Origin of the sequence: Devosia oryziradicis (assembly GCF_016698645.1) — a bacterium.
Taxonomy (GTDB): Bacteria; Pseudomonadota; Alphaproteobacteria; order Rhizobiales; family Devosiaceae; genus Devosia; species Devosia oryziradicis.
Genome location: NZ_CP068047.1, coordinates 811,370 through 835,872, shown reverse-complemented (window position 1 = coordinate 835,872; position 24,503 = coordinate 811,370). Strand labels below are relative to the sequence as shown.

Annotated in this window: 18 protein-coding genes; 1 reads left to right on the top strand and 17 read right to left on the bottom strand. The window is 63.8% G+C overall.

Annotated elements, in window-relative coordinates; all coding sequences use genetic code 11:
* The first annotated feature begins 28 nt into the window (after positions 1–28).
* Complete coding sequence (locus JI749_RS04165) at positions 29–589, top strand: dihydrofolate reductase family protein (RefSeq protein WP_201659559.1); 561 nt, start codon at positions 29–31, stop codon at positions 587–589.
* Here JI749_RS04165 and JI749_RS04160 read toward each other — a convergent pair.
* The 17 genes from JI749_RS04160 to JI749_RS04080 form a co-directional block, all read right to left on the bottom strand.
* The gene (locus JI749_RS04160; protein WP_201659556.1) at positions 586–1,869 is read right to left on the bottom strand and encodes a branched-chain amino acid ABC transporter permease; all 1,284 of its coding nucleotides are present in this window, start codon (positions 1,867–1,869) and stop codon (positions 586–588) included. The genes JI749_RS04165 and JI749_RS04160 overlap by 4 nt on opposite strands.
* Positions 1,866–2,870, bottom strand: a complete 1,005-nt coding sequence (locus JI749_RS04155; RefSeq protein WP_201659553.1) for a branched-chain amino acid ABC transporter permease — start codon at positions 2,868–2,870, stop codon at positions 1,866–1,868. The genes JI749_RS04160 and JI749_RS04155 overlap by 4 nt, the downstream gene beginning before the upstream one ends.
* Before the next feature lie 3 nt (positions 2,871–2,873).
* Entirely contained in the window at positions 2,874–3,578 is a 705-nt protein-coding gene (locus JI749_RS04150; protein ID WP_201659549.1) for an ABC transporter ATP-binding protein, read from the bottom strand.
* Positions 3,578–4,360 carry an ABC transporter ATP-binding protein gene (locus tag JI749_RS04145; RefSeq protein WP_201659546.1) on the bottom strand — a complete coding sequence of 261 codons (783 nt, stop codon included), beginning with the start codon at positions 4,358–4,360 and terminating at the stop codon, positions 3,578–3,580. The genes JI749_RS04150 and JI749_RS04145 overlap by 1 nt, the downstream gene beginning before the upstream one ends.
* 179 nt (positions 4,361–4,539) lie before the next feature.
* Positions 4,540–4,902, bottom strand: a complete 363-nt coding sequence (locus JI749_RS04140; protein WP_201659543.1) for a methylglyoxal synthase — start codon at positions 4,900–4,902, stop codon at positions 4,540–4,542.
* 36 nt (positions 4,903–4,938) lie between these two features.
* Positions 4,939–5,319 carry a DUF1801 domain-containing protein gene (locus tag JI749_RS04135; protein ID WP_201659540.1) on the bottom strand — a complete coding sequence of 127 codons (381 nt, stop codon included), beginning with the start codon at positions 5,317–5,319 and terminating at the stop codon, positions 4,939–4,941.
* Between the two features lie 69 nt (positions 5,320–5,388).
* Entirely contained in the window at positions 5,389–7,146 is a 1,758-nt protein-coding gene (locus JI749_RS04130; RefSeq protein ID WP_201659537.1) for a methyl-accepting chemotaxis protein, read from the bottom strand.
* Positions 7,147–7,512: 366 nt separating this feature from the next.
* The gene (locus JI749_RS17420) at positions 7,513–9,921 is read right to left on the bottom strand and encodes a methyl-accepting chemotaxis protein (RefSeq protein WP_233280854.1); all 2,409 of its coding nucleotides are present in this window, start codon (positions 9,919–9,921) and stop codon (positions 7,513–7,515) included.
* A gap of 162 nt (positions 9,922–10,083) precedes the next feature.
* Positions 10,084–12,105 (bottom strand): methyl-accepting chemotaxis protein, encoded by a 2,022-nt coding sequence (locus JI749_RS04120; protein ID WP_201659533.1) that lies wholly within the window; start codon positions 12,103–12,105, stop codon positions 10,084–10,086.
* A gap of 186 nt (positions 12,106–12,291) precedes the next feature.
* Positions 12,292–14,364 carry a methyl-accepting chemotaxis protein gene (locus JI749_RS04115; RefSeq protein WP_201659530.1) on the bottom strand — a complete coding sequence of 691 codons (2,073 nt, stop codon included), beginning with the start codon at positions 14,362–14,364 and terminating at the stop codon, positions 12,292–12,294.
* Positions 14,365–14,564: 200 nt separating this feature from the next.
* The gene (locus tag JI749_RS04110; protein WP_233280853.1) at positions 14,565–16,649 is read right to left on the bottom strand and encodes a methyl-accepting chemotaxis protein; all 2,085 of its coding nucleotides are present in this window, start codon (positions 16,647–16,649) and stop codon (positions 14,565–14,567) included.
* Positions 16,650–16,897: 248 nt separating this feature from the next.
* On the bottom strand, positions 16,898–19,438 hold the full coding sequence (locus JI749_RS17415; RefSeq protein ID WP_233280852.1) for a methyl-accepting chemotaxis protein: 2,541 nt from the start codon (positions 19,436–19,438) through the stop codon (positions 16,898–16,900).
* Positions 19,439–19,730: 292 nt separating this feature from the next.
* Positions 19,731–20,120: a response regulator gene (locus JI749_RS04100; RefSeq protein WP_201659527.1), complete on the bottom strand. Its 390-nt coding sequence runs from the start codon at positions 20,118–20,120 to the stop codon at positions 19,731–19,733.
* 117 nt (positions 20,121–20,237) lie between these two features.
* Positions 20,238–21,287, bottom strand: a complete 1,050-nt coding sequence (locus tag JI749_RS04095; protein ID WP_201659523.1) for a protein-glutamate methylesterase/protein-glutamine glutaminase — start codon at positions 21,285–21,287, stop codon at positions 20,238–20,240.
* Positions 21,284–22,132, bottom strand: coding sequence for a CheR family methyltransferase (locus JI749_RS04090; RefSeq protein WP_201659520.1), 849 nt, complete (start codon positions 22,130–22,132; stop codon positions 21,284–21,286). Before JI749_RS04090 ends, JI749_RS04095 begins: the two co-directional genes overlap by 4 nt.
* Before the next feature lie 40 nt (positions 22,133–22,172).
* Positions 22,173–23,684: a methyl-accepting chemotaxis protein gene (locus tag JI749_RS04085; RefSeq protein WP_201659517.1), complete on the bottom strand. Its 1,512-nt coding sequence runs from the start codon at positions 23,682–23,684 to the stop codon at positions 22,173–22,175.
* 231 nt (positions 23,685–23,915) lie between these two features.
* Complete coding sequence (locus tag JI749_RS04080) at positions 23,916–24,431, bottom strand: chemotaxis protein CheD (RefSeq protein ID WP_201659514.1); 516 nt, start codon at positions 24,429–24,431, stop codon at positions 23,916–23,918.
* Between the last annotated feature and the right edge of the window lie 72 nt (positions 24,432–24,503).

The following is a 24,503-nucleotide window of genomic DNA, read 5'->3' as shown; positions in this document are numbered from 1 at the left end:
GCCCAGCTCGGACGCTGGGGACAAACCAATGGCGCGACTACAGTATTCTATCAACGTGACGCTGGATGGCTGCTGCGACCATCAGGCCATTGTGCCTTATCCCGAAATGCACCAGTTCTGGGCGGACGTGGTGGCCAATGCCAGTGTGCTGCTTTATGGCCGCATCACCTACCAGATGATGGAGCCGGCGTGGCGGCCGATTGCCGAGACAGGTGTGGTGCCGGAAGGCACGGCGGACTGGGTCGTCCCTTTCGCTCAATCCATCCACCGGGCGCGCAAGGTCGTGGCATCGACCACGCTGGCCCATGTCGACTGGAATGCCCAATTGCTGCAAGGCGACCTCAAGGGCGCCATCGAGCGGCTCAAGCGGGAACAACACGGAATCATTTCGCTGGGCGGTGTCAACCTCGCCAGGGCAATCGCAGCCCTGGGCCTGATCGACGAGTTCGTCTTCCTCGTTCACCCACGCATTGCCGGCCACGGCCCGACGCTGTTTTCCGGCCTGCCCTTCCCGCTCGACCTGAAGCTGACAAACCAGCAGACCTTCGCCTCTGGCGCCATCGCCCTGACCTATGAGGCCAGGCGCTAGGCGTCCCGGCGGACCGCTTCGGGGATCAGCCCCTTGGGGGCATAGCGCAGCGCGATGGTGATCACCAGGCCCAGCACGAAAACGCGCATCTGTGCCGAGCGTGACTCGATTTCCGGAATGGCACCCCAACCGAGATTGGTCGACCAGTAGCTGACATTGTCGAAGATGACCTTGGCCAGCGGCTCGCTGACGACCCACACCAGCCAGATCAGCACCGCGCCGAACACCGCGCCCCAATTGTTGCCGGCGCCGCCCACGATGATCATCACCCAGATCAGGAAGGTGTGGTTGATCGGCTGGTAGCTCGACGGGTCGAAAATCTGGGTGAAGCTGACCAGCATGGCGCCGCCAATACCCATCAGTACCGAGCCGAAGACGAATATCTCGAGCTGCCGCGCCGTCACGTTCTTGCCCATCGAGGCCGCAGCGATGTGGTTGTCGCGGATGGCGCGCATCATGCGGCCCCAAGGGCCGGAATAAGCGCGCGAGATCAGCCAGATGGCAATCCCGACAACCACAAGCGCCAGCAACAGGAAGCCGCCGCGGGCCATCAGCAGCGACGAATAGGTGTCGCTGCCCCCGGCCTGGTAGTCTTGCGGCAGCGGCGTCGGCCACGGGATCGGCGACACGGTCAGCGTGCCGCGCGTCAGCCAGTCCATGTTCTTGATCAGCGCGCGGATGATCTCGGAAATGCCGATGGTTGCAATGGCCAGGTAGTCGGTTCTGAGGCCCAGCGCGATCTTGCCGACGATAAAGGCAATGACCGCCGCCAGCACGCCACCAAACAGCCAGCCCAGCACCGGATGGGCGCCCAGGCCACCCACGAAGCCCGCATTGGCCTCGATATAGGCCGCAGCCGGATCGATCTGGCTGCGATAGATGCAATAGGCCACGAACCACGCCACCACCGTGACAAAGGTTTTCCAGCTGCCCTTGATTCCCAGGCGATCGCTCTTGCGCGCGCCATAGACGAGCAGCGCACCCGCCGCGAAGGCGATCAGGGCCCGTCCAAGCATCCACGGACCGTCAGACCCCCAGAACTGGGGATTGACAGGGTATGAGATGAAGGTGACGGCAAAGCCGCCCAGCATCAGGAAGCCCATGATGCCGAAATTGAACAGCCCGCCATAACCCCACTGGATGTTGAGACCCAGCGCTATCAGCGAATAGGCGGTCGCCTCGACCAGGCGTGACGAGGTGAAGGGCAGGCCCATCGCCCAGCCGATCACCAGGATCAGCACGAACAGGCCGGCAAACAGGGTCAGCGAGCGCCGGATCATGACGATGCTCCCTTGAAAATACCCGTCGGTCGCACGAGCAGCACCACGACCAGGATGACGAAAGCCACGGTCAGCTTGTATTCGGTCGGCACCAGCGCCAGCGTCGCAGGCAACTGCGCCCATTCGGGCAAGACGGCATTGAGAGGCCTCAGCACCATCGTCCAGTTGAACACGGCCAGCGATTCCGCCATGCCGATGAGGAGGCCACCCGCAATCGCGCCATAGGCCTGGCCGAGACCGCCCACGATGGCGGCCGCGAAGATCGGGATGATGATGTTGAAGGCCAGGTCCGGCTTCAGGGTCACGTCCAGCGCCAGCATGGTGCCGGCCATGCAGGCCAGCGCCCCAGCCACCACCCAGGTGACCCGCACCACCAGCGCCGTATTGATGCCCGACACCTGCGCCAGGTCGGCATTGTCCGCCATGGCGCGCATCGCCTTGCCCAGCCGCGATCGGGTGAGGAAGAAGTGCAGCGCCAGCACCGAGACAACGGTCACCACGATCATCAGCAGCTGCGGCTCGGTGATGACCAGCGGCCGGGTCGAGCCCAGGAAGGCGGTATCGATACGGAACACGTCCTTGGTTTCGGTCTCGAAGAACGAGTAGGAGCCCGCGCCGAAAAACAGGCGGATCAACCCCTGCACCATCAGCGTCACGCCGATCGAGGCGATCAGCAGGATCACCGGCTTGGCCCCGCGCTTGCGCAGCGGGGCGTAAAAGCCCTTGTCGATGCCCAGCGCGAAAATGGCGGACAACACCATGGCGATGGGCAGCACCACGAACCCGGTCGGGATTGGCGTGGTGATACCCCAGCTCGCAAACAGCATGGCCAGCAGGAACGCGAAGAAGGCGCCCGACGTCATCAGTTCGGAATGGGCGAAATGGGCAAACCGCAGGATGCCGAAGATCAGCGTGATGCCCACGGCGCCCAGCGCATAGATGCAGCCCAGCACGGCGCCGGCAATGACCACCTGGTTGATGAAGAAAATCAGTTCGGTCACGGCTCAGCCCCCGAGAAAACTTTTGGCGACTTCGGGATCGGCGATGAGCTCGGGCCCCGTACCGGTGAAGCGGTTCTGACCGCCGGCGAGGACGAAGCCCTTGGAGGCGAACGCCAGGGCCTGGCGGGCATTCTGCTCGACCATGAGGATGCCGACGCCTTCCTTGTTGACGCGCACGATGGTCTCGAAGATCTCGATCACATAGCGGGGTGAGAGGCCCGCCGAGGGTTCGTCCAGCATCAACAGCTTGGGCTTGCTCATCAGCGCGCGGCCCATGGCCACCATCTGGCGTTGTCCGCCGGACAGTTCGCCGGCCGGTTGGCGGCGCTTTTCGGCCAGCACCGGGAACATCTGGTAGACCCAGTCCATGGTCGGCTTGAAATCGTCGCGCCGGGTGAAGGCGCCCATTTCAAGGTTTTCCTCGACACTCATCGAGGTGAAGACGTTCTTTTCCTGCGGCACGAAACTGAGGCCCATCGGGACCAGCGCATCGGGCAGTGAATTGGCGACATTCCTGCCGCCGAACTCGATCGTGCCGCCGGTGACCTTGAGCAGGCCGAAAATGGCCTTGAGCGTCGTCGACTTGCCGGCCCCGTTCGGGCCGACGATGACACCGATGTCGGATTGCTCGATGGCCATATTGACGCCATTGAGGATGGGTGCGCCGCCATAGCCGCCAACGACGTTCCTCAGTTCGATCAAAGCCATCACGCCACCTCGACCGGAGTGCCGAAATAGGCTTCGACGATCTGGGGATTGGCGCGGATTTCGGCCATCGGGCCCTCGGCGATCTTCTCGCCCTGCGCCATGACGATGACCGGGTCGCACAGCCGCCCGATCAGGTCCATGTCATGCTCGATGACGAAGAAGGTATAGCCCAGCTCGCGGTTCATGCGCTCGATATTGCCGGCCAGGTCGTTGAGCAGCGTCTTGTTGACGCCCGCCGCCACCTCGTCGAGCAGCACCACCTTGGCATCCACCATCATGGTGCGGCCCAACTCAAGCAGCTTTTTCTGCCCGCCGCTGAGATTGCCGGCCAGCTCGTTGCGCACATGGCCAAGCTTGAGGAAATCGATGACGTCGAGCGCTTTCTTCCGCACTTCGGTCTCGCGCGACTTGCTGAGGCCGGGGCGGAACCAGGCATTGCCCAGATACTCGCCCGGCTGGTCGCCCGGCACCATCATCAGGTTTTCCAGCGCCGTCATGTTGGAGAATTCATGCGCGATCTGGAAGGTCCGCAGCATTCCGGTGCGAAACAGCTGGTGCGGCTTGAGGCCGGTGACATCGGCGCCGTCAAAGATCACCGAGCCTTCATCGGGCACGATATTGCCGGCCACGATGTTGAACAGCGTGGATTTGCCCGCCCCATTGGGCCCGATCAGGCCCGTCACCGAACCACGCCGAACCGAGAGCGAGCAGTTGTTGACGGCCTTGAGGCCGCCAAAACGTTTGCTGACGTTGCGCACGTCAATAACTAGATCAGTGGACACCCAGACCGTCCGATTCCCAAAGCCGAAGGCGCCCGGTTAATCCGGGCGATTTTGCGGCATCTGCTCATAAGGTGACGCAAGGGTCAACCTTGACCCTTCGATCCGGCGTGAAAACGCAAAACCGCTCCAGTGGAGCGGTTTTAGGTGAGAAGGCCATGAGAGCTGCGCTCGAATGGCAGTCAAAGGTAGGCGAGCACCGCGTCAGCTGTGGATTTGTTGTTGGCGCAGGGCACGTCGTAGAGCGTGGCGAGCCGCGTCAGCGCCTTCACGTCGACATCATGCGGCTGCGCCGACAGCGGATCGATGAAGAAGATCAGCACGTCCAGCTTTCCCTCCGCGATCATGGCGCCGAGCTGCTGGTCCCCACCCAGCGGACCGGATTTGAGCAGGGTCACCTGGAGACCCGTCGCCGCCATCACTCTGCTGCCCGTGGTGCCGGTGCCCCACAGCTCGTGCTCGCCAAGTTTATGCTTGTGATGCTCGGCCCAGACGCACAGGTCGTCCTTCTTGTCGTCATGTGCCACCAGGCCAATGCGCGCCATGCTGCCCTCCGGATGCAAGATTTCTTCAAGCATGCTTCAGGCGAAAAGAGCAATGGCCTCGCTAAGCAGGATGCCGATGCGGTCCACCGGAATGTCGTCGCCGGGCACGAGCCGCAGGTACCGTCCTTTCTTGAGCCCGTCGCCCGCCAGGAGGCCCTCGCCATGCTCGAGCAGCCGCCCATGCTCGAAATAGAGTGACACACGGTCCACCTGCGGAAAGACCGAACAGACATGGCCGGCCCCGGCATGGCGGAAATTGACCGACTTCCAGCCATTCATCACCTTGCCGGTGAGCCCCGGATGCGCCGCCACCAGCGCGACCAGTCGCGCCGTCAATTCGGCTACCGGCGCCGGCAATGGCGCGATCAAGGTTGCGAAATCGCGGGAATAGACAGGATCGATCGCAGAAGTGAGCATGGCTGGCTCCGGGTTGACGCCCGGTGCTTGTGCCATTGGCTGCTGACAACGCGAGTCAGCAGCCCCTTGCTAGAACTCGTTCCAGTCCTGAGCGACCGCCGTGTTGCCCGCGCTGCGCAGCGCCGGCGCCCGGCGCGGCGGCTTGCGTACGAGCCGGGTCGCCCGCGCGCCATCGTCCACCTTGAACACCTCGACGATACGGTCGAGCTCGCTGGCCTGGGCCTCGGTCTGCTCAATGGCCGCATTGGTCTGTTCGACCAGCGCGGCGTTGTGCTGGGTCATCTCGTCCATCTGCCGCACGGCGACCGCAACCTCGTCCAGCGCACCGGCCTGCTGGCCATTGGCCTGGGCGATGGAGTCGATCAGCGCCGAACTCTCCCTGGCACCCTCGAGGATGTCCAGCAGCTTCTCGGCGGCCTGGCCCACCAGCCGCGAGCCATTCTTGACCTCTCCGGCACTCGCCTCGATCAATTGCTTGATCTCGGCCGATGCCCCAGCCGCCGACTGCGCGAGCCGCCGCACTTCCACCGCCACCACGGCAAAGCCCTTGCCGGCATCGCCGGCGCGCGCCGCCTCGACCGAGGCGTTGAGCGCCAGGAGGTTGGTCTGGAAGGCGATGTCGTCGATGAGGCCGATGATGTTGGAAATCTTGCCCGAGCTGACCTCGATGGCGGCCATGGCGGCGTTGGCGTCGTTCATCACCACGCCACCCTCGGTCGCGCCGGCCGAAACGGCCTTGGCCTTCTGGCTGGCCGTGGCGGCGCGTGTGGCATTCTCCTGCACCGCGTTGGAAAGCTGCTCGACAGAGGCCGAAGTCTCTTCGATCGTCGCGGCCTGCCGGGTGGTGCGCTCGCTGAGGTCATTGGCGCCGGTAAGGATTTCGCTGGTCGCCGTCTTGAGCGAGCGCGACGTCTGCTGCAGCCCGTCCACGATGTCCAGCAGCCGGCCCAGCGACTGGTTGAACGACAGGCGCAACTGCTCGTACTGGCCGGTAAACTGGGTATCGATGTGACCGGTCAGGTCGCCCTCGGCCATCTTGGCAAGGCTCGTCGTGAGATGATCGATGATGCCCTCGGCCCGCTTTCGCTCGGTAATGTCGGTGGCGAACTTGACCACCTTGACCGGCTTGCCATTGGCATCGAGGACCGGGTTGTAGGATGCCTGAATCCAGATTTCCTTGCCGCCCTTGCCGAAACGCTGGAATTCGGCGGCGACATATTCGCCTGCCCGCAGGCGCTCCCAGAACCTGGTATAGTCGGCGCTGTTGGCATAGGCCGGGTCGCAGAACATGCGGTGATGCCTGCCCACGATTTCGTCCTTGTCATAGCCGACAGTGGCCAGGAAATTGTCGTTGGCATCGCGCACCGTGCCATCGAGGTTGAACTCTATCACGGCCTGTACCCGCGAAATGGCGGCAATCTGTGCCTCGTGATCGGCCGCCTGGTTCTTCTGGTCGGTGATATCGGTGGCGAACTTGATGACCTTAGTGGGCTTGCCTGCTTTGTCCAAGACCGGGTTGTAGGTCGCCTGGATCCAGATTTCGCGGCCATCCTTGGCGATGCGCCGATAGGCCGCCGACTGGAACTTGCCCAGAGCGAGGTCAGCCCAGAACTGCTTGTATTCAGCCGAGTTGGCGTCAACCGGATCGACGAACAGACGGTGATGCTTGCCGACGATTTCATGCAGCTCGTAGCCTAGCGCCTTGAGGAAATTCTCATTGGCATCCAGGATCGTGCCGTCCAGCTTGAACTCGATCACCGCCTGGCTGCGCATAATGGCGTCGACCTTGGCGCGGTCATCGTTCCTGCCGCCGAAAAAACCAGTCATTGGAAATAGGCCCCCAGCCTGCCCGCGCAAATTCTTGGCGTCCGCGAGAAGAGTAAAAAAGCAATGGCTAAGCGGGGCTTGCGACGCGCATTGCGGGTTCTGCGTACCAGCAGGTGTCCCACGGCGATACCATGCCATCGCCCGCCGGCCACCAGGCCGGTCGTCGGTGGTCTTCGCAATGAAAAATATCTGGGCATGGTCGATCGTTTGCGTGTCACGGCGATCCCCACCACCGTGTCTAAACATGATCTGCGTCCGACCATGAAGCTACCCGCCCATGGTTAAATGAGCGTGAAGAAGCGTCTCGTAACTGGGCAGGAACAGCGAAGTAACCGGCGCCTGACGCCAGTTACCCGGTACAGCGCCTCAGACGCGCTCTCCGGCGGCAACCTTCGGTCTTGGCGCATTCCAGTCCTGCGCCGCCAGCGTGAACACCCCGATCACGCGATCCAGTTCATGGGCCTGGGCTTCGGTCTGCTCGATGGCGGCATTGGTCTCCTCCACCAAAGCGGCATTGTGCTGGGTCATTTCGTCGAGCTGGCGCACCGCCACATTGACCTCGTCGATGGCGCCGGCCTGCTCGCGGCTGGCCCTGGCAATGCCATCGAGCAGCGCCGCATTGGCACGAATGGCGTCCTGCACCATGGTCAGCCGCTCGGCGGCGCTGGCCACAAGGCGGGTCCCGCCCTGCACCTCGGCAGCAGACTGCTCGATCAGCGCCTTGACATCGGCCGACGCACTGGCGGCAGATTGAGCCAGGCGCCGCACCTCCACCGCCACCACCGCAAAGCCTTTGCCGGCATCACCGGCGCGCGCCGCCTCGACCGACGCATTAAGGGCCAGGAGATTGGTCTGGAACGCGATGTCGTCGATCAGCCCGATGATGTTGGAAATTTTGCCCGAAGAGGCGGTGATGCGTTCCATGGCGCCAGTAGCCTGTCCCATCACCTCGCCGCTGGCCTCGGCCTGGTCGGACACAGCCCGTACTTCGCGACTGGCCTGCTCGGCCTGCGCGGCATTGTCGACCACGGTGCGGCTGAGCTGCTCGATGGCGGCGCTGGTTTCCTCGATCGTCGCCGCCTGCCGCGTGGTGCGCTCACTGAGGTCATTGGCGCCAGTGAGGATTTCTCCTGTCGCCGTCTTGAGCGAACCCGACGTGCTGCGCAGCTGGGTGATGATGTCGCCCAGTTGCTCGGCCACGCCGTTGGTATCGGACTTGAGACGGGCAAAGGCGCCCCTGTAGTCGCCATTCATGCGGCGGGTCAGATCGGCGCGCGCCAGCGCTGCCAGCACACTCCCCGTCTCGGCCAGCCCGCGATCGACAGTCGCCAGCAGGTCGTTGACATCGAGCGCCAGCTGCCGCAATTCCGGATCCTGCTGATCGGTGCCGACGCGGCGCGAGAAATCGCCATCGATAGCCGCGCCAACGACCGCGCTGATCTCCTGTTGCAAACCCTGGATGACGCTGACCTGGGCGGCCCGTTCGTCGCTCATGTCGAGTTCGGCGGCCCGCAGGTCGCGCATCTTGAGCCCGTTGCTGCGGAAGACTTCCACCGCTTCGGCCATTGCCCCCAGTTCGTCGGCGCGGTCCAGCCCCGGCACCGCGATGTCCAGCCTGTCGCCGGCTATGCCGGCCATGGCACCGGTCAGACGCGAAATGGGCCGGGTAATCGTGCGGGCGATCGCCAGGCTGCTGGCAGCAGCCAGGGCCAGCAGCACCAGGCCGATGATCAGCAGTGAATTGCGCAGCCCTGTCGATGGCGCGGCGATGTCGGCCTGGCTTTCCAGTGCCACGACGGCCCAGTCCACGCCACCAAAGGTCAACGGCTCGCTGGCCGCCACAAAGGCTGCCCCATCGTGATGAATCAAGGTGCCGAGGCCGGATTCCCCAGCCAGCGCCGCCGTGACGGCATCGCCCTGCAGCGCCAGCGTCATCACGTCATTGCCCTCGGTCTTGGCGGAGTCGTTGCGGACCAGTCCGTCCTGGCCCACCAGATAGGTCTCACCACTGGCGCCCAGGCCCTGGGTGCGCACCAGCACGTCGCCGATCAGTGCCGTGGGCATCTGGAAGGCAAGCACGCCGATCAGGAATCCCTGGTCGAAGACCGGAGTGGCGATGAAACTGGCGGGCGCGCCGGCGCTGGGTCCATAGGGGGCGAAGTCGCTGAGGAAAACCTGCCCTTCCTCGCCCGCCATTGCCGACCGCACGACCTTGCCCAGGTCCGTATCGGCCCAGGGCCCGCCGCCTTCGGCGAAATTGGTGGCGAAATCGGCCTCCTTGAAGACCGTATAGACGTTGTTGAAGTCGGTATCGAACAGGAAGATGTCGTAGTAGCCGCGCTTTTCCAGCAGGTCGCGGAAATCGGCATGGAGCGCGCGGTGATGCAGATCATAGACCGGTAGCTTGTCGGACGTGTCCAGCAGCAACTTCTGGCCGGCCGGGTTCGGATTTTGCGTGATATAGGCGTCCTGCAGTAGTTCGGTGGGATCGCCCTGCCCGGCTAGCGATCGCATCGCACCCGAGAACAGGTCGATGTCGGCGGCGATTTCCGCCCGGCCGGCAAACAGCGTCAGGTCCTCGGCAACCTCGTTCAGATAGGCCTCGAGCATCGAGCGCGCATTGGCGGCGGCGGCGCTCAGCCGCTGTTCGGCCTGGATGGTGACGATGGCGTTGCTGGTGAAGTACCCCGCCAAGGCCAGACTGGCGCCGGTGACCAGGGCAATGGCCACAACCATCGCCGGCAGCTTGAAGGCAAGTTTGAGCTGCGCGCTCATGTGTAGGTACTTCCGGAGCTATGGGAACTGCATGCCCGCGGCCGCCCTTGGCAGCCACGGGACAAATAGATCATATCCCTCATATGGTTAAGGAAGCACTCCAGCCGCCAGGCAATGAGTGCCGGCTCCCGCGCCATGCAGTCGGGAGCCGGCTTTTTTCCCTTAGAACTCGTTCCAGTCCGCGGAGATAGCGGCGTTTCCCTGGCTGAGATAGGTCTGCGCCGCCTTGCGGACATTGGCTGGCCTGGACGGCGCCTCGGCGGATCGTGCCTTGGTCGCTACCGGCTGACCGCCCGTGTTGAATACCGCCACGATGGCATCGAGCGCCGTGGCCTGGGACTCGGTCTGCTCGATGGCAGCATTGGTCTGTTCCACCAGGGCTGCATTGTGCTGGGTCATCTCGTCCATGGTGCGGACGGCGATGTTGACCTCCTCGATCGCTGAAGCCTGTTCCCGGCTTTCCCGCGCAATGCCTTCCATGAGCTGGTTGTTGGCGCGAGCCGCATCCAGCATCGCCGACAGGCGCGCCGCAGCATCCGAAACCAGGCGCGAGCCCATGCTCACCTCGCCGGCCGACTGCTCGATCAGCACCTTGACGTCGGCCGAGGCACTGGCCGCCGACTGCGCCAGGCGCCGCACTTCCACCGCCACCACGGCAAAGCCCTTGCCGGCATCGCCGGCGCGCGCCGCCTCGACCGAGGCGTTGAGGGCCAGGAGATTGGTCTGGAAGGCGATGTCGTCGATCAATCCGATGATGTTGGAAATCTTGCCCGAACTGGCCTCGATGGCGCTCATCGCCTCGTTGGCCTGCTGCATGACCTTTCCGCCCTCTTCGGCGGTGCGGGTAACCTCGCCGGCATTGACGCTGGCTTCCCTGGCGCGCTCGGCATTGTGCAGCACTGTCGCGGCCAGTTGTTCCATCGCTGCGGACGTCTCTTCGATGGTCGCGGCCTGCTTGGTGGTCCGTTCGCTCAGGTCGTTGGCGCCCGAGAGAATTTCCCCTGTTGCGGTCTTGAGCGTGCTGGAGGTCGCGCGCAACTGCGTCACCACCTCGCTGAGGCGGTCCGCCACGGCATTGGTGTTGGTCTTGAGCACCGCGAAAGCGCCGTGGTAATCGCCCTCCATGCGATGCGTGAGGTCGGTATTGGCCAGCGCGGTCAGCACCCGCCCGGTTTCGTCCAGCCCACGATCCACCGTGGTCACCAGCGAGTTGACGCTGCCGGCAAGTCCATTGAGCTCCGGGTCGGGGAATTCGGTGTCGACCCGCTTGCTGAAATCACCGGCAATCGCGGAATCCACCACCTGCCCGAAGGCCGCCTGCAGGTCGGCCATCATGGCGCGCCGGCTCTGCTCCTCGGCAATGATGCGCGCTGCTTCCGCCTCGGTCATCTGGCTGACCTTGAGGCCATTCTCGCGGAATACGGCAACCGCGCGCGCCATGTCGCCGATCTCGTCGCTGCGATCCTGGCCGTCCAGCGCCACGTCGAAATCATTGTTGGCGAGGCGCACCATGTCGGTCGTCAAGGCCGCGATCGGCCGGCGAATGGCCCGTGCGATCAAGGCGCCCAAGGCCAGAACCACTGCCATCACGCCCAGCGTAATGGCCGCGCTGGTGATCGCGGCCTGCCAGAATATAGCCTGCACGGTTGTCATCAGGACGCCGCTGGCAATGGTCCAGCCCCATGGCTGGAAGGCCTGCGCATAGGTAACCTTGTCCTTGGAGAGCCCGTCCTTGTCCTTGAAGGCATAGGAAACGAAGTAGGAGCCATTGGCCTTTGCGCCGTCGATCATCTCGGCCATGTAAAGCTTGCCATTGGCGTCCTTGGTCTCGCGACGGTTGGTGCCTTCCTTTTCCGGCTGGTAGGTGTGAAGCACGTTCACATAGTCGAAATTGTCGACAAACAGATATTCTTCGCCCTGGTAGCGCATGGCGCGCAGGGTATCGAGCGCCGCGGTCTGCGCCGCTTCCGTCGTCAAGGTGCCCGCTTCTGTCAGGTCGTAGTAATGCTGCACGACACCCACAGCGGCCTGCACGACGCTCTGGATTTCGGTGCGCTTGAAGGCATCCAGGTTTTGCCGCAGGGCATAGAGCTGGTAGGCTACGACGCCGGCAAAACCCAGGGCAAAGACGAACAGCAGGCTATAGAGGCGCCGGGCGATGCTGCCGGCAAACAAGCGGGACAATTGAAGGACTCCTGAAGGGGCGCGACTGCGATCCGCGCGATTGGGATTGGCAAGCCAAAGTTAAGTGCGTCCGCGGAAGAAATTGGCAGATGCGCGTTAAGGGGCGGTAAACCATACGTTCCACGAGGCGAAAAAATGGAATGGGCGCCCCGCGGCGCCCATTTGTCGACCTCACGCCTTCAGCCCTCAGAACTCGGCCCAGTCCTTGGCAAGGGCGGCATTTCCGTCGCTGAGATAGACTTGCGCAGCCGAACGGACCCGGTCCGCCGACCCGCGCTCGGGTGGAGCCTGGACCCGCCTGGGTGCCACTGCTCGACCCTCCTCAATGGTGAAGATGTCCACCACACGATCCAGTTCGGTCGCCTGCGCTTCGGTCTGCTCGATGGCGGCATTGGTTTCTTCCACCAGCGCCGCATTGTGCTGGGTCATCTCGTCCATGGTGCGGACGGCCACCGAAACTTCGTCGATCGCGGCAGCCTGCTCGCGGCTGGCGCGGGCGATCGACTGCATGAGCCTGGCATTGGCATCGACGGCCTCGAGCATCGCCATCAGCTGTTCGGAGGCGGTGGAGACAAGCTTGCTGCCGCCTCTCACCTCATTGGCGCTCTGCTCGATCAGCGACTTCACGTCGGCCGAGGCGCTGGCAGCCGACTGCGCCAGACGTCGCACTTCGACCGCCACCACGGCAAAACCCTTGCCCGCATCGCCCGCCCTGGCTGCCTCCACCGAGGCATTGAGCGCCAGCAGGTTTGTCTGGAAGGCGATGTCGTCGATCAGCCCGATGATGTTGGATATCTTGGCCGAGGAAGCGGTGATGCGCTCCATGGCCTGGTTGGCCTCGCTCATGGTCGCGCCGCTATGGGCGGCACTGTCGGACACCGACTGTGCCTTGCCGCTGGCATCTTCCGCCATGCGCGCATTTTCGGCGACGGTGCCGGCCAGCTTTTCCATCGCTGCCGAAGTCTGCTCGATGGTTGCGGCCTGCTTGGTGGTGCGCTCGGACAGGTCATTGGCGCCGCTGAGGATTTCACCGGTGGCGGTCTTGAGCGTGCGCGAGGTCGAACGGAGCTGGGTCACCACCTCGGTCAGTTTGTCGGCCACCGCATTGGTGTCGCCCTTGAGCTTGGCGAACGACCCCTGGTAGTCGCCCTCCATCCGCTTGGTGAGGTTGGTATCGGCCAGCGCGGCCAGGACCTGGCCGGTTTCGGCAATGCCACGGTCCACCGTCTCGACCAGGTTGTTGATGCTGCCAGCCAGCGAGTTGAGCTCCGGGTCGGCGAACTGCACATGCACGCGCTTGGAAAAGTCGCCGGCTATGGCGGCATCCACCACTTCGCCGAAGGCCGCCTGCAGGGCCACCATCATGTCGGTGCGCTCCACCCGGCGACGCACCGAGGCGGCACGCTCTTCCTCGGTCATCTGGCTCATGGTGAGCCCGTTCTCGCGGAACACTTCGACCGCGCGAGCCATCTCGCCCACTTCGTTGCCCCGGTCGACATAGGGAACTTCGGCCTGGTAGTTGCCTTCGGCCACCGTCTTCATGGTCTGCGCCAGGCGCGGCACCGGTCCCATCATCATCCGCGACAGGAGGTAGCCCAGGCTGCCCAGCACGGCCAGTGTCACCAGGCCGACCACCAGCAGCATCTTGAGCGCATCATAGACGACGGTCTCGATAGCCGCCTTGTCGATGCCCACAAAGACGATGCCGACAGGCTTGTTGGTCTGGTCGAAAATGGGCTGGTAGGCCGTGTAATACGGCTTGCCCGCGATATTGGCCTCGCCGAAATAAGGTTGGCCTTCCAGGATCCGGGCGTAGGCGGGGCTGGTCTGGCCCAGCGGCGTACCCACGATGCGCTCGCCGTCTTCCCCCACAATGGTGGTGGTCATGCGCACGAAGTCCTGGCTGGCCTCGTCCCATCCGAAGATGGTGGCCGCCTCGCCGGTGATGCGGGCGATCGAATCGACGATGTCGTGGTTGAGAAACTGGCGTGGCATGGCCCAGGTGCGAATCTCGGCAATGTCGCCGGTTTCGCTCCAGGTCACCTCGGCGCCGGGCAGGCTGCCCTGCACGATAGTCGCCGCCGTCTTCAGATTGGTGTTCTGTTCGCTGAACGCGGTGGCCCGGGTAGACGCACTCAGATTGAGATAGATCGCGGCCGTCACCACCAGAACCGAGACGATGATTGCCGAGATCACCAACATGGCGATCATTGTCGTCAGCTTGATATTGCCGACAAAGTGGCCAGCGCGCTTGAACATGCCAGTCTGCCCCAAAAACTATGCGCGCCCGAGACCCGGTTGCACCGACCCGATAAATATCAGCACAGGCTTAAGCGAGTGTTTATTGCCGGGAATCCGGGCCTTTCGGGCCACTTTCCGCCCAGAGCCGAGACACACCCACAAAACAAAACCGCGCGGGCTGAGCCGCGCGGTTTGACGTGGGTGGCAGATGCCCTGGACTAGAATTCGTTCCAGTCCGGCGCCACGGCGGCGTTGCCGTGGGTCATGAGGTTGCTCGAAGCCGCGGCCAGCCGCTGCTGCAGGTCGCGGGCGCCGCTCGCCGCGGGCGCGGCCGGACGACGTTCGCTGCGACTTGCGGGGTTCTCGTGGTCGTCGATGCGGAACACGTCCACGATCCGGTCGAGTTCGGTCGCCTGCGCCTCGGTCTGCTCGATGGCCGCATTGGTCTGTTCCACCAGCGCCGCATTGTGCTGGGTCATCTCGTCCATGGTGCGGACGGCCGTCGTCACCTCGTCAATGGCCGAAGCCTGTTCGCGGCTGTCATTGGCGATCGATTCGAGCAGGCCGTTGTTGCCGCGTGCCGCATCCAGCATGGCCTTCAGCTTGCCGGCGGCATCGCCGACCAGCTTGGAACCCGCATTGACCTCGCCGGCCGACTGCTCGATCAGCACCTTGACCTCGCTGGATGCCTGCGCTGCCGACTGCGCCAGACGGCGCACTTCCACAGCCACCACGGCAAAGCCCTTGCCGGCATCGCCAGCGCGGGCGGCTTCCACCGACGCGTTCAGCGCCAGGAGATTGGTCTGGAAGGCAATATCGTCGATCATGCCGATGATGTTGGAGATCTTGGCCGAGGACTGGGTGATCCGCTCCATGGCCGCGGTCGCCGCATCCATCACCTGGCCGCCTTCTTCGGCGGTGCGGGTGACCTGCGCGGCATTGGCGCTCGCATCCTTGGCGCGCTGTGCATTCTTGAGCACGGTGCCGGCCAGCTGCTCCATCGCCGCCGAAGTCTCTTCGATCGTCGCCGCCTGCTTGGTAGTCCGTTCGCTGAGATCGTTGGCGCCGCTGAGGATTTCGCCTGTCGCGGTCTTGAGCGAGCCCGAGGTATGGCGCAGCTGGCCCACCACTTCGGTCAGCTTGTCGGCGACCGCGTTGATGTCGCTCTTGAGCGTGGCGAAGGCGCCTTCATAGTCGCCTTCCATGCGCTGGGTAAGGTCCGTATCGGCCATGGCGCCCAGCACCTGGCCCATCTCGCTGACGCCGCGGTTGAAGGTTCGAACCAGATTGTTGACGCCCGCGGCCAGCGCATTGAGCTCGGGATCAGGAAATTCCGCTGCCACCTGGCGCGAGAAATCGCCCGCCACCGCGGCATCGACGACTTCGCCGAAGGCGGACTGAAGCTCGCTCATCATCTTCTGCCGGTTTTCCTGGTCGGCGATGATGCGCGCGGCCTCGGCTTCGGTCATCTGGCTGACGCGCAACCCGTTCTGGCGGAACACCTCGACGGCGCGAGCCATGGCGCCCACCTCGTTGCCCTGCTGCGTATAGGGCACGTCGGCCTCGTAATTGCCCTCGGCAATGGCTTCCATGGAGGCGGCAAGCTTGGGAATGGGCTTGGTGATCAGGCGCGACAGCAGCAGCCCGAGCAGGCCCAGGCCCACGGTCACCAGGCCACCCACCATCAGGATTAGACCCAGAACGCCGGTGGCCGCTGCTTCGACATTGGTCATCGGCGTACCAACAAAGATGGCGCCCATGACTTCGCCGCCCATCTTCTCGATGGGCTGGAGGGCCGCAAAATAGCTGACGCCGTTGACCGGCAGCTCGCCCACATAGGCCTCGCCCGCGGTGACGGCGGCATAGGCCGGGCTCGTCGGTTCCAGCACGAGGTCGGCGACGCGCGTACCGTCGGCGGCGGCCAGGCTGGTCGTCTTGCCGACCAGGTTCTGGGTGTCGCCGTCCAGCACGTAGATGGTGGCATCCTGCCGGGTGACGCGGGTGACCGAGTCGATGATCTCGGTGTCATAGAATGGGGGGATGGCCCAGCTCTGGAAAGCATCCATCGTCCCTTCGTCGGTCCAGTTCAGCACCGAGCCGGAAATGCGGCGCTCCAGGATGGTCGCGGCCACTGCCAGATTGGCTTCCTGCTGCGCCTTGCTGTTGGTGATCGATTGGGCGTGCAGGCTCATGTAGATCGCGCCCGACACGGCGGCGATCGAGCCGATAATCGACACCAGTACCAGCGCCGCGATGGCCGTGGTCATCCTGATGTTGCCAAAGACCCCAAAGAACTTGCGCATGTTCGTTTCCCCCCGAACGCCTGCGCGAGCGAATTCATCGCGCGCCAGCTGATCCATTGATGGAGAAAATTACGGGACAGCGGTTAATTGAAAGTTGTCCAAGCCGGGGCCGGTATCGTTTTCGATGACGATTTGATCAAACCCGGTTCGATTTATTTGTCACCGGCAGCTAACTGCGCCCCGCGACCAAAGAAAACGGGGCCAAGCTGGCCCCGCTTCATCGATCCAGACCTCGGCGCGCCTAGCGCCTAGAATTCGTTCCAGTCCTTGTCCACGGCGGCATTGCCATGGCTGAGATAGGACTTGGCGACGGTCTTGAGCTTGTCCTGCAACTCGCGGGCGCCGTGGGCCAGTGCCTTGACCGGGGAGGCCGGCATCGGCGCGGCGCGACGGTGCGCCGCGGCGCTGTCATTGATGGCAAAGATATCCACGATGCGGTCGAGCTCGGTAGCCTGCGCCTCCGTCTGCTCGATGGCGGCATTGATCTCTTCCACCAGCGCCGCATTGTGCTGGGTCATCTCGTCCATGGTGCGGACGGCCGAATTGACTTCTTCGATGGCGCCGGCCTGTTCGCGGCTTTCCTTGGCAATGCCGCTCATCAACTCGTTCGACGAGCGTGCTGCGGCCACCATGGCCTCGAGCTTGGCGGCGGCATCGAGCACCAGGCGCGAACCGCCCTTCACCTCCCCGGCCGACTGTTCGATCAGCACCTTGACCTCGCTCGACGCATTGGCGGCCGACTGGGCCAGGCGCCGCACTTCCACGGCCACGACGGCAAAGCCCTTGCCGGCATCACCGGCGCGCGCCGCTTCGACCGAGGCATTGAGCGCCAGAAGGTTGGTCTGGAAGGCAATGTCGTCGATCAGCCCGATGATGTTGGAAATCTTGCCCGAGGAAGCGGTGATGCGCTCCATGGCTTCGGTCGCCTGGTGCATCACCTGCCCGCCTTCTTCGGCTGTGCGGGTCACCGTCGAGGCGACCGAGCTGGCCTCCTTGGCGCGGTCGGCATTTTGCAGCACCGTTGCCGCCAGCTGCTCCATGGCCGCCGAGGTTTCTTCGATCGTCGCCGCCTGCTTGGTGGTGCGCTCGCTCAGGTCATTGGCGCCGCTGAGGATTTCGCCCGTCGCATTCTTGAGGGTGCGCGAGGTGTCCTTGAGCTGTCCGACAATATCGGTGAGCTTCTCGGCCACCGCATTGGTATCGGCCTTGAGGCGGGCAAAGGCGCCCTGATAGTCGCCCTGCATGCGCTGGGTGAGATCGGTATGGGCGAGCGAAGCCAGCACGGTGCCGGTTTCGCTCAACCCGCGATCGACCGTCGCCACGAGGTTGTTGACCGAACGGGCCAGCGTATTGAGCTCGTCGTCGGGGAATTCGGCATCGACGCGTTTGGTGAAGTCCCCTGCGATCGCGGCGTCGACCACCGCGCCGAAGGCGCGCTGCAGATCCTGCATCATCGCCGCACGTTCCGCCTGGCTCCGGATGATCTGGGCGGCCTCCGCCTCGGTCATCTGCGCCATCTTGAGCCCGTTTTCGCGGAACACTTCGACCGCACGGGCCATGGCGCCCAGTTCGTCCCGGCCGTCGGCGCCGCGCACCTCGACATCGAGGTCGCCATCGGCCAGGGCCTCCATAGTCGTGGTGAGGCGGCTGATCGGACGGCTGACCGAGCGGGCAAAGAAGTAGCCGGCGATCGCCGCGATGGCGAGCAGTCCGCCGCCAATGGCCAGCATCATGTTGCGCATGTCGGTGATCGGGGCATAGGCCTCGTCCTCACCAACGGCGGTCACCACGGCCCAGTTCGCCCCGCCAAATCTCAGCGGCTGCGCGGTCAGGATCATGTCCATGCCGCGATAATCCGAGGAAATGCCGACCGCTTCGGTGCCGGCCAGGGCCGCTTCGACGACCGGGTTGCGGAACGTGGTCGTCAGGGAGTCGTCGCCCTCCGAGAATCGCGAATCCGACCGCATCAGGAAATCCGGCCCGACAAAGAAGCTCTCGCCGGTCTCGCCCAGGCCTTCGCTGCTGCTCATGATGGCGTTGATCGGCGCGGTCGAGATCGCGGCAGCCAGCACACCCACCAGCTTCTGGCGGTTGTCGAAGACCGGCGTCGCCATGAAACCTTCCGGCATTCCGCCTGCTGGGGCATAGGCGGTGAAGTCCTGGAACGCCACCTGTCCGCCCTCGGTCATTGCGGCAGCAGCCTGGAAGGCTTTGCCCAGGCCAGTTTCGGCGCCGGGGCCACCGGCGGCAAAATTTGTCGCCAGGTCGTCGCGCTTCTTGACCGAATAGACCAGGTCGCCGGTCGGATTGAACACGATCAGGTCTGCATAGCCGCGCGCCTGCAACTGCCGGCGGAAGGCCGGGTGGATTTTGGAATGGGTGAAATCGTAGTTGGTGCGCTTGTCGGCGGTCGAAACGTCGAGCAGCTCACGATTGGCCGGATCGGGATTGTTGGTAATATAGGCCGTCTGCAGCGCAGCGACCGGGTCCGTCGCCAGCGAACCGGTCTGGAACTGGCCCCAGTTGATGTTGAGATCGCGCAGAACGGTTTGGGTGGATTCTGTTGCCGCCGTGATCGTCAGGTCCTTGGCAATGCCGTCGAGATACGAACCAAGTTCGGCCGAGGTCTGCGTGGCGATCGTTTCGATCTGCCGCCGTGACAATTGATCCACGGTTGCCGAGCCGATCAGGTAGCTGGCAATGCCCACGCCCGCGCTCACCAGCAGCGCCGATCCGACCAGCGCCAATGGCAGCTTCTGGGCGATCTTGAGTTGCGGCAAAAATCCCATCGAATGCTCCAGCTTTCCTACCGGACTGCCCCGCCATCGCGCCAAGGCGATAAACCAGCGCCCTTCTTGGCCCGGTTTGCGTGGAAGTCGTCCCCCTCGTCATTGGCTTGGTGCCAATCTGTGCAAACGATACACACGACGAATTAATCACTTGTTACGGATAAATACGGTCGGGCCAGCGACTTGGCTTTTGTCGATCAGCGTTTGCAATTGCTCCGGGTAGGGCGGCGACCAAAACGACAAAGGCCACCCTATGGGTGGCCCGTCCTAGAGGAGCGTGCTGCGTGCTCGGTCAGCTCAGCGCGCCGATTACCGCCTCGATGCGCTTCTTCATGGTCGAAGCGTCAAACGGCTTGATGATGTAGTTGTTGACGCCAAAGGAAATGGCTTCCTTGACCTGCTCCTTGTCGGAGCGGCCGGTCGCCATGATGAATGGCATGCCCTGGGTGCGCGGATGCTTGCGGATGACCTTGAGCAGGGTCAGCCCGTCAATGTCTTCCATGTTCCAGTCCGAGATGATCAGGTCGACATTGGATTTTTCGAGCTTGCCCAGGGCATCGCGACCGCTCTTGGCTTCGATGATGTCCTTGAAGCCGAGCTGGGTGAGGATGTACTTGCAGATACCGCGCATGGACTGCTGGTCGTCGACGATGAGGACGCTGACTGCGCTGGCTTTAGGCATGGTCGTATTTCACCTTCTGGCGCGTGGGGCCGCAAACCCCAATTCTTCTGCCGAAACACTAGGCAAGAAGCGTTACAAATCTCTCAATCCGGGTGTTGGCATTGTGCCCGACGCCACTCAGGCGGCCGACTTCAGCCGCACCAGAGCATTGGCCAGGCGGGCCGCGATCGCCTCGACCGGCGCCTGCTCGACAACCGCGCCTTCCTCGAAGGCGACGCGCGGCATGCCATAGACCAGGGCCGACGCCTGGCTCTGGCCCACGGTATAGGCGCCCGCGTCGCGCATCAATTTGAGGCCCCGCGCGCCATCGCGGCCCATCCCGGTCAGGATGGCGCCGACCGCCATCGGCCCCACCGTCTTGGCCACAGATTCGAACAGCACATCGACGCTCGGGCGGTGCCCGCTTTCGAGGTTGTCCTGGGTAAGCCGCGCCTTGAGCTGGCCCGAGGACCGTTCCACCCGCAGGTGATAGTCGCCTCGCGCCACATAAGCGTGGCCCGCCAGCAGCGGCATGCGGTCTTCGGCCTCCACCACCTTGAGGTCGCAGATTTCGTCGAGGCGTGCGGCAAACCGGCTGGTAAAGCCTGCCGGCATGTGCTGGGCGATGACGATGGGCGGGCAGTCGACAGGCATATGGGCGAGAACAGCACGGATCGCCTCGACGCCGCCGGTGGACGCCCCGATGGCGATCAAGGCGCCCGACGGCGCCGCGGCGGTCTTGATCGCCACCTTGGGCGCTTCGGCCCGGCCGCTGGAACGTCCGCGCACGTCGGACTTGGCGGCCGCGCGGATCTTGTCGCGCAGGTTGGCGCCAAAGGCTTCGATCCCGCCCTCGGCTTCGGCGCTCGGCTTGGCCACGAAATCGACCGCACCCAGTTCGAGGGCCAAGAGCGTTTCGCTGGCCCCCTTCTTGGTCAGCGTCGAAACCATCACCACCGGCGTTGGCCGCAGGCGCATCAGCTTGTCGAGGAATTGCAACCCGTTCATGCCGGGCATTTCGATGTCGAGCGTCACCACGTCGGGGTTGAACTGCTTGATCTTCTCGCGCGCGTCGTTCGGATCGACCGCCGTGCCGACCACATTGATGTCGCCGTCGCGCGTCAGCATGCGGGCCAGCACTTCGCGGATCAGCGCCGAATCGTCGACGACCAGGACCTTGATGCTCATGCTGCTTCTCGTTTGCTCTGTTTCAACTTGGATTGGTAGATGGTCTTGCCGACCAGGCGGAAGCCTTCGCCGCCCGATCCCAGATTTTCGGAATGGCCGATATAGAGGAAACCTTCGGGCGCCAGCAGCTTGCCCAGCCGGCCGAAGACTTCACCCTGCGTTGGCTTGTCGAAATAGATCGCCACGTTGCGACAGAAGATGGCGTCGAACGGCCCCTTCATCGGCCAGTTCGGCCCGATCAGGTTGAGCGGCTTGAACGAGACGAGCTCGCGTACCGCCGAAGGTATCCGGATCTGTCCATCGCCGGTTTTCTCGAACAGCCGAGCCCGTTCGGCGCTGAGCCCATTGAGTTCGTTCTCGGGGTAAACGCCGCGGGCCGCCTTGGCGATGACGGCCGTGTCGATGTCGGTGGCCAGAATCTTGAAGTCCCAGCGCTTGAGTTCGGGGTAGGCCGCCAACAGGTCCATGCCCAGCGTATAGGGCTCCTGCCCCGTCGAGCAGCCGGCCGACCACAGCCGCAGGCGCGACCCGCGCGGCTTGTCCGCGATCAGCCCCCCCACATAGGAGCGCAGATGTTCGAAGTGGTGGTCCTCGCGATAGAACCGCGTGAGGTTGGTGGTCAGCGCGTTGACGAAATCCTGCCCATCCTGGGCTGACCCGCTGCGCTCGAGATAGTCGACATAGGCGTCGAAGCCCGCCAGGCCCAACGCCCGCACGATCTTGCTCAAACGCGAGATGACCAGCGTTCGCTTGGCATCGCTGAGCGAAATGCCGGCGACCTGATAGACCCGGCTCTTGATGCGCGAAAACTCGCGATCGCTGAGGGAGATTTCTCCCTGTTCCATGCGGCATACCCCAATTGCCAACCGGCTCGTCGGCCCGGTTTCAGGCCGTCGCCCGCCGCGTTGGAGGTACCGCGCTGGTCTCCCCGGTCTCGCCGAACGACGCCATCCGCCCGGTGAGGCGCCTGAGCGCCGCGTCACCTTCGTCCAGTGTCGCAGCGACCATATCGGTTTCATTGCTTAGATTGCGTAAATGCAAATCGAGCGCAGCGATCATTTTTTGCAGCGCCTGCGCCTCGTTCACGCCAGTCTCGGACTGCTCCCGACCGCGCTTGACCACCCCGCGGATGTCGCGAGCCGAGCGGTTCGTCAGTTGCGCAAGCTGGCGGACCTCGTCGGCCACCACGGCAAAGCCCGCCCCCTTTTCGCCGGCACGCGCCGCTTCTACCGCAGCATTGAGTGCCAGCAGGTTGGTGCGGAACGAAACATCCTCGATGGCCTGCACCATCTTGTCGATATCGGAGGTCATCTGGTCGATTTCCCCGACCAGGGTATGGGTGCGCCGCGCCGCGAGTTCGGCCTGGCCCACCAGGTCCTGTGCCTCACGACCAATCGTCAGCGCCTGGCGCAGCCGTCCGCCACCCGCGGTCAGCGCCTTGCCCGTCTCTCCCACATCGTCGCGGCCGGCAGCGGCCAGCGCATCGTATTGGGCGGCTTTCCGTTCGAAGCCATCAAGCAATTTTGCGACGGCAGCCAGCCGCTGTTCGAGCCGGTTCCGCGCATCCCGCTCTTCGACAAGCTGTTCCGCCATTGCGTTCGAGAAATCGTGCAGCCGCGTCGCCAGCGAGCCAAGCGGACCGTCCAGAGCGTCCGGCATTTCCTGCTGGCCGGCGGCAAGCCCTTCGAGTTGGCGCAGCCCGGTATCGAGGCGAGCCAGCCCGCTGTTGAGCGCCGCCAGGGCGGTATGCGGCTTGGCCTCGAAGCGGAAGCCGGTCTGCCCGCTCGCCAGCGCCGCCGCAAACGCGTCCAGGTCATCATCCTCGATATAGCTCCCGGCCGGAACCAGTTCGAGCAGGTAGCGGCCGTTGGCGATCGGCAGCCGCCGGACCGTGAAGCGACCATCGCCCAGCGCCACCATGGTTTCCTCGGGCGCCCCGCCGCCCGCGGCGAGGTAACCCGCGCCGAACAGCGAATCGAGCGTTGCCCCTTCTACAGTGCCCTTGACCAAGCCAGACGCACCCGCGCTGGCGGCAAGGATGACCCCATTGTCGTCCACCACCACCACGGGTTGGTGCAGTGCAGCTATGGCGCTCTTGAAATGATAGGCGCGCTCCAGCCGCTTGCCCAACCGGCCCACGATGCCGGCAATGCTGAGCGGCTCACCCGGCTTGTCGCTGAGTCCCGCCGCCAGGGCCACGGAGGCCAGCATGGCGCTTTCGCGCTGGTCCAGTCGGGTCGCGACCAGCAGGGTTGCGGCAAAGGCGACCAGGACCAGTCCGGCGATGGAGCCTTGCCCCGTCAGGCCACCGCCCGCAACAGCCAGGACCAGGCCGCTCAGCACCATGGTGCCCAGCCACAATGCGGCGATGGTCAGCGACAGGCGTAGATTGGCCATGGCGCGTCCGATCGACAAATCAGCAGAGGCAATTCCCACATGGCCGGACTTTACCCAGCAATGGTTAATCAACTCTATAAGCTGTTGCCGCCGCGTAAGACTTCGGTAAGTCTGATTGTCACGCGATGAATACCTGTGCCACTTCGGGACGAGCCAGAACGGCAGGATCCGAAAAGCTGGCGGCGTCGGCCGCAGGCGCATACTGGCTCGTTGGCCGGCAGCATGCTTTGCTTAGAACAGTTCGATATCGTCCACCGGCGCAGGCACCACCACCCGGCGCTTGGCGATCGCGATTTCTTCGCGCGCCACGTTGTCGCCGGCGTCACTGTCGAGCCGCTTGACAAAGGCACGTCCCGAATGCGGCTTGAATAGGACCCGCCGCGCGTAGTTGCCGCCCAAATCCTCGCTCATGGCGACATAGCCTTCATCGGCAAGGAACTGGCGGATGAACTCGATATTCTTCTTGCCGACATCGTCGAGCGAGGAGTTGATCTTGCCGCCGCCGAACACCTTGATCTCGAGGTTGGATTTCTTGCCGGTGCCCTTGGTCAGCACCTTGTTGATCAGCTGTTCCATGGCAAAGGCGCCGTAGCGGGCCGAGGCACCATAGCGATCCTTGGCCGAACCTGATTGTTCTGCCAGCAGAAAATGGTTCATGCCGCCCACATTGGCGACCCGATCCCGGACACAGGCCGAAATGCAGGAGCCCAGGACCGTCGAATAGGTCAGGTCCGCGGCATCGGACACATGGCAGTCACCTTGATGCACGGTCGTCACTACACCACGGTCGAATTCGGGTGGAAGAGAATTCGGCAGAGC

Coding starts and splice junctions, on each gene's coding strand:
- JI749_RS04165 (WP_201659559.1), top strand. CDS start 29: ATGGCGCGACTACAGTATTCTATCAACGTGACGCTGGATGGCTGCTGC.
- JI749_RS04160 (WP_201659556.1), bottom strand. CDS start 1,869: ATGATCCGGCGCTCGCTGACCCTGTTTGCCGGCCTGTTCGTGCTGATC.
- JI749_RS04150 (WP_201659549.1), bottom strand. CDS start 3,578: ATGGCTTTGATCGAACTGAGGAACGTCGTTGGCGGCTATGGCGGCGCA.
- JI749_RS04140 (WP_201659543.1), bottom strand. CDS start 4,902: ATGGCGCGCATTGGCCTGGTGGCACATGACGACAAGAAGGACGACCTG.
- JI749_RS04135 (WP_201659540.1), bottom strand. CDS start 5,319: ATGCTCACTTCTGCGATCGATCCTGTCTATTCCCGCGATTTCGCAACC.
- JI749_RS04130 (WP_201659537.1), bottom strand. CDS start 7,146: ATGACTGGTTTTTTCGGCGGCAGGAACGATGACCGCGCCAAGGTCGAC.
- JI749_RS17420 (WP_233280854.1), bottom strand. CDS start 9,921: ATGAGCGCGCAGCTCAAACTTGCCTTCAAGCTGCCGGCGATGGTTGTG.
- JI749_RS04115 (WP_201659530.1), bottom strand. CDS start 14,364: ATGTTCAAGCGCGCTGGCCACTTTGTCGGCAATATCAAGCTGACGACA.
- JI749_RS04110 (WP_233280853.1), bottom strand. CDS start 16,649: ATGCGCAAGTTCTTTGGGGTCTTTGGCAACATCAGGATGACCACGGCC.
- JI749_RS17415 (WP_233280852.1), bottom strand. CDS start 19,438: ATGGGATTTTTGCCGCAACTCAAGATCGCCCAGAAGCTGCCATTGGCG.
- JI749_RS04100 (WP_201659527.1), bottom strand. CDS start 20,120: ATGCCTAAAGCCAGCGCAGTCAGCGTCCTCATCGTCGACGACCAGCAG.
- JI749_RS04095 (WP_201659523.1), bottom strand. CDS start 21,287: ATGAGCATCAAGGTCCTGGTCGTCGACGATTCGGCGCTGATCCGCGAA.
- JI749_RS04090 (WP_201659520.1), bottom strand. CDS start 22,132: ATGGAACAGGGAGAAATCTCCCTCAGCGATCGCGAGTTTTCGCGCATC.
- JI749_RS04085 (WP_201659517.1), bottom strand. CDS start 23,684: ATGGCCAATCTACGCCTGTCGCTGACCATCGCCGCATTGTGGCTGGGC.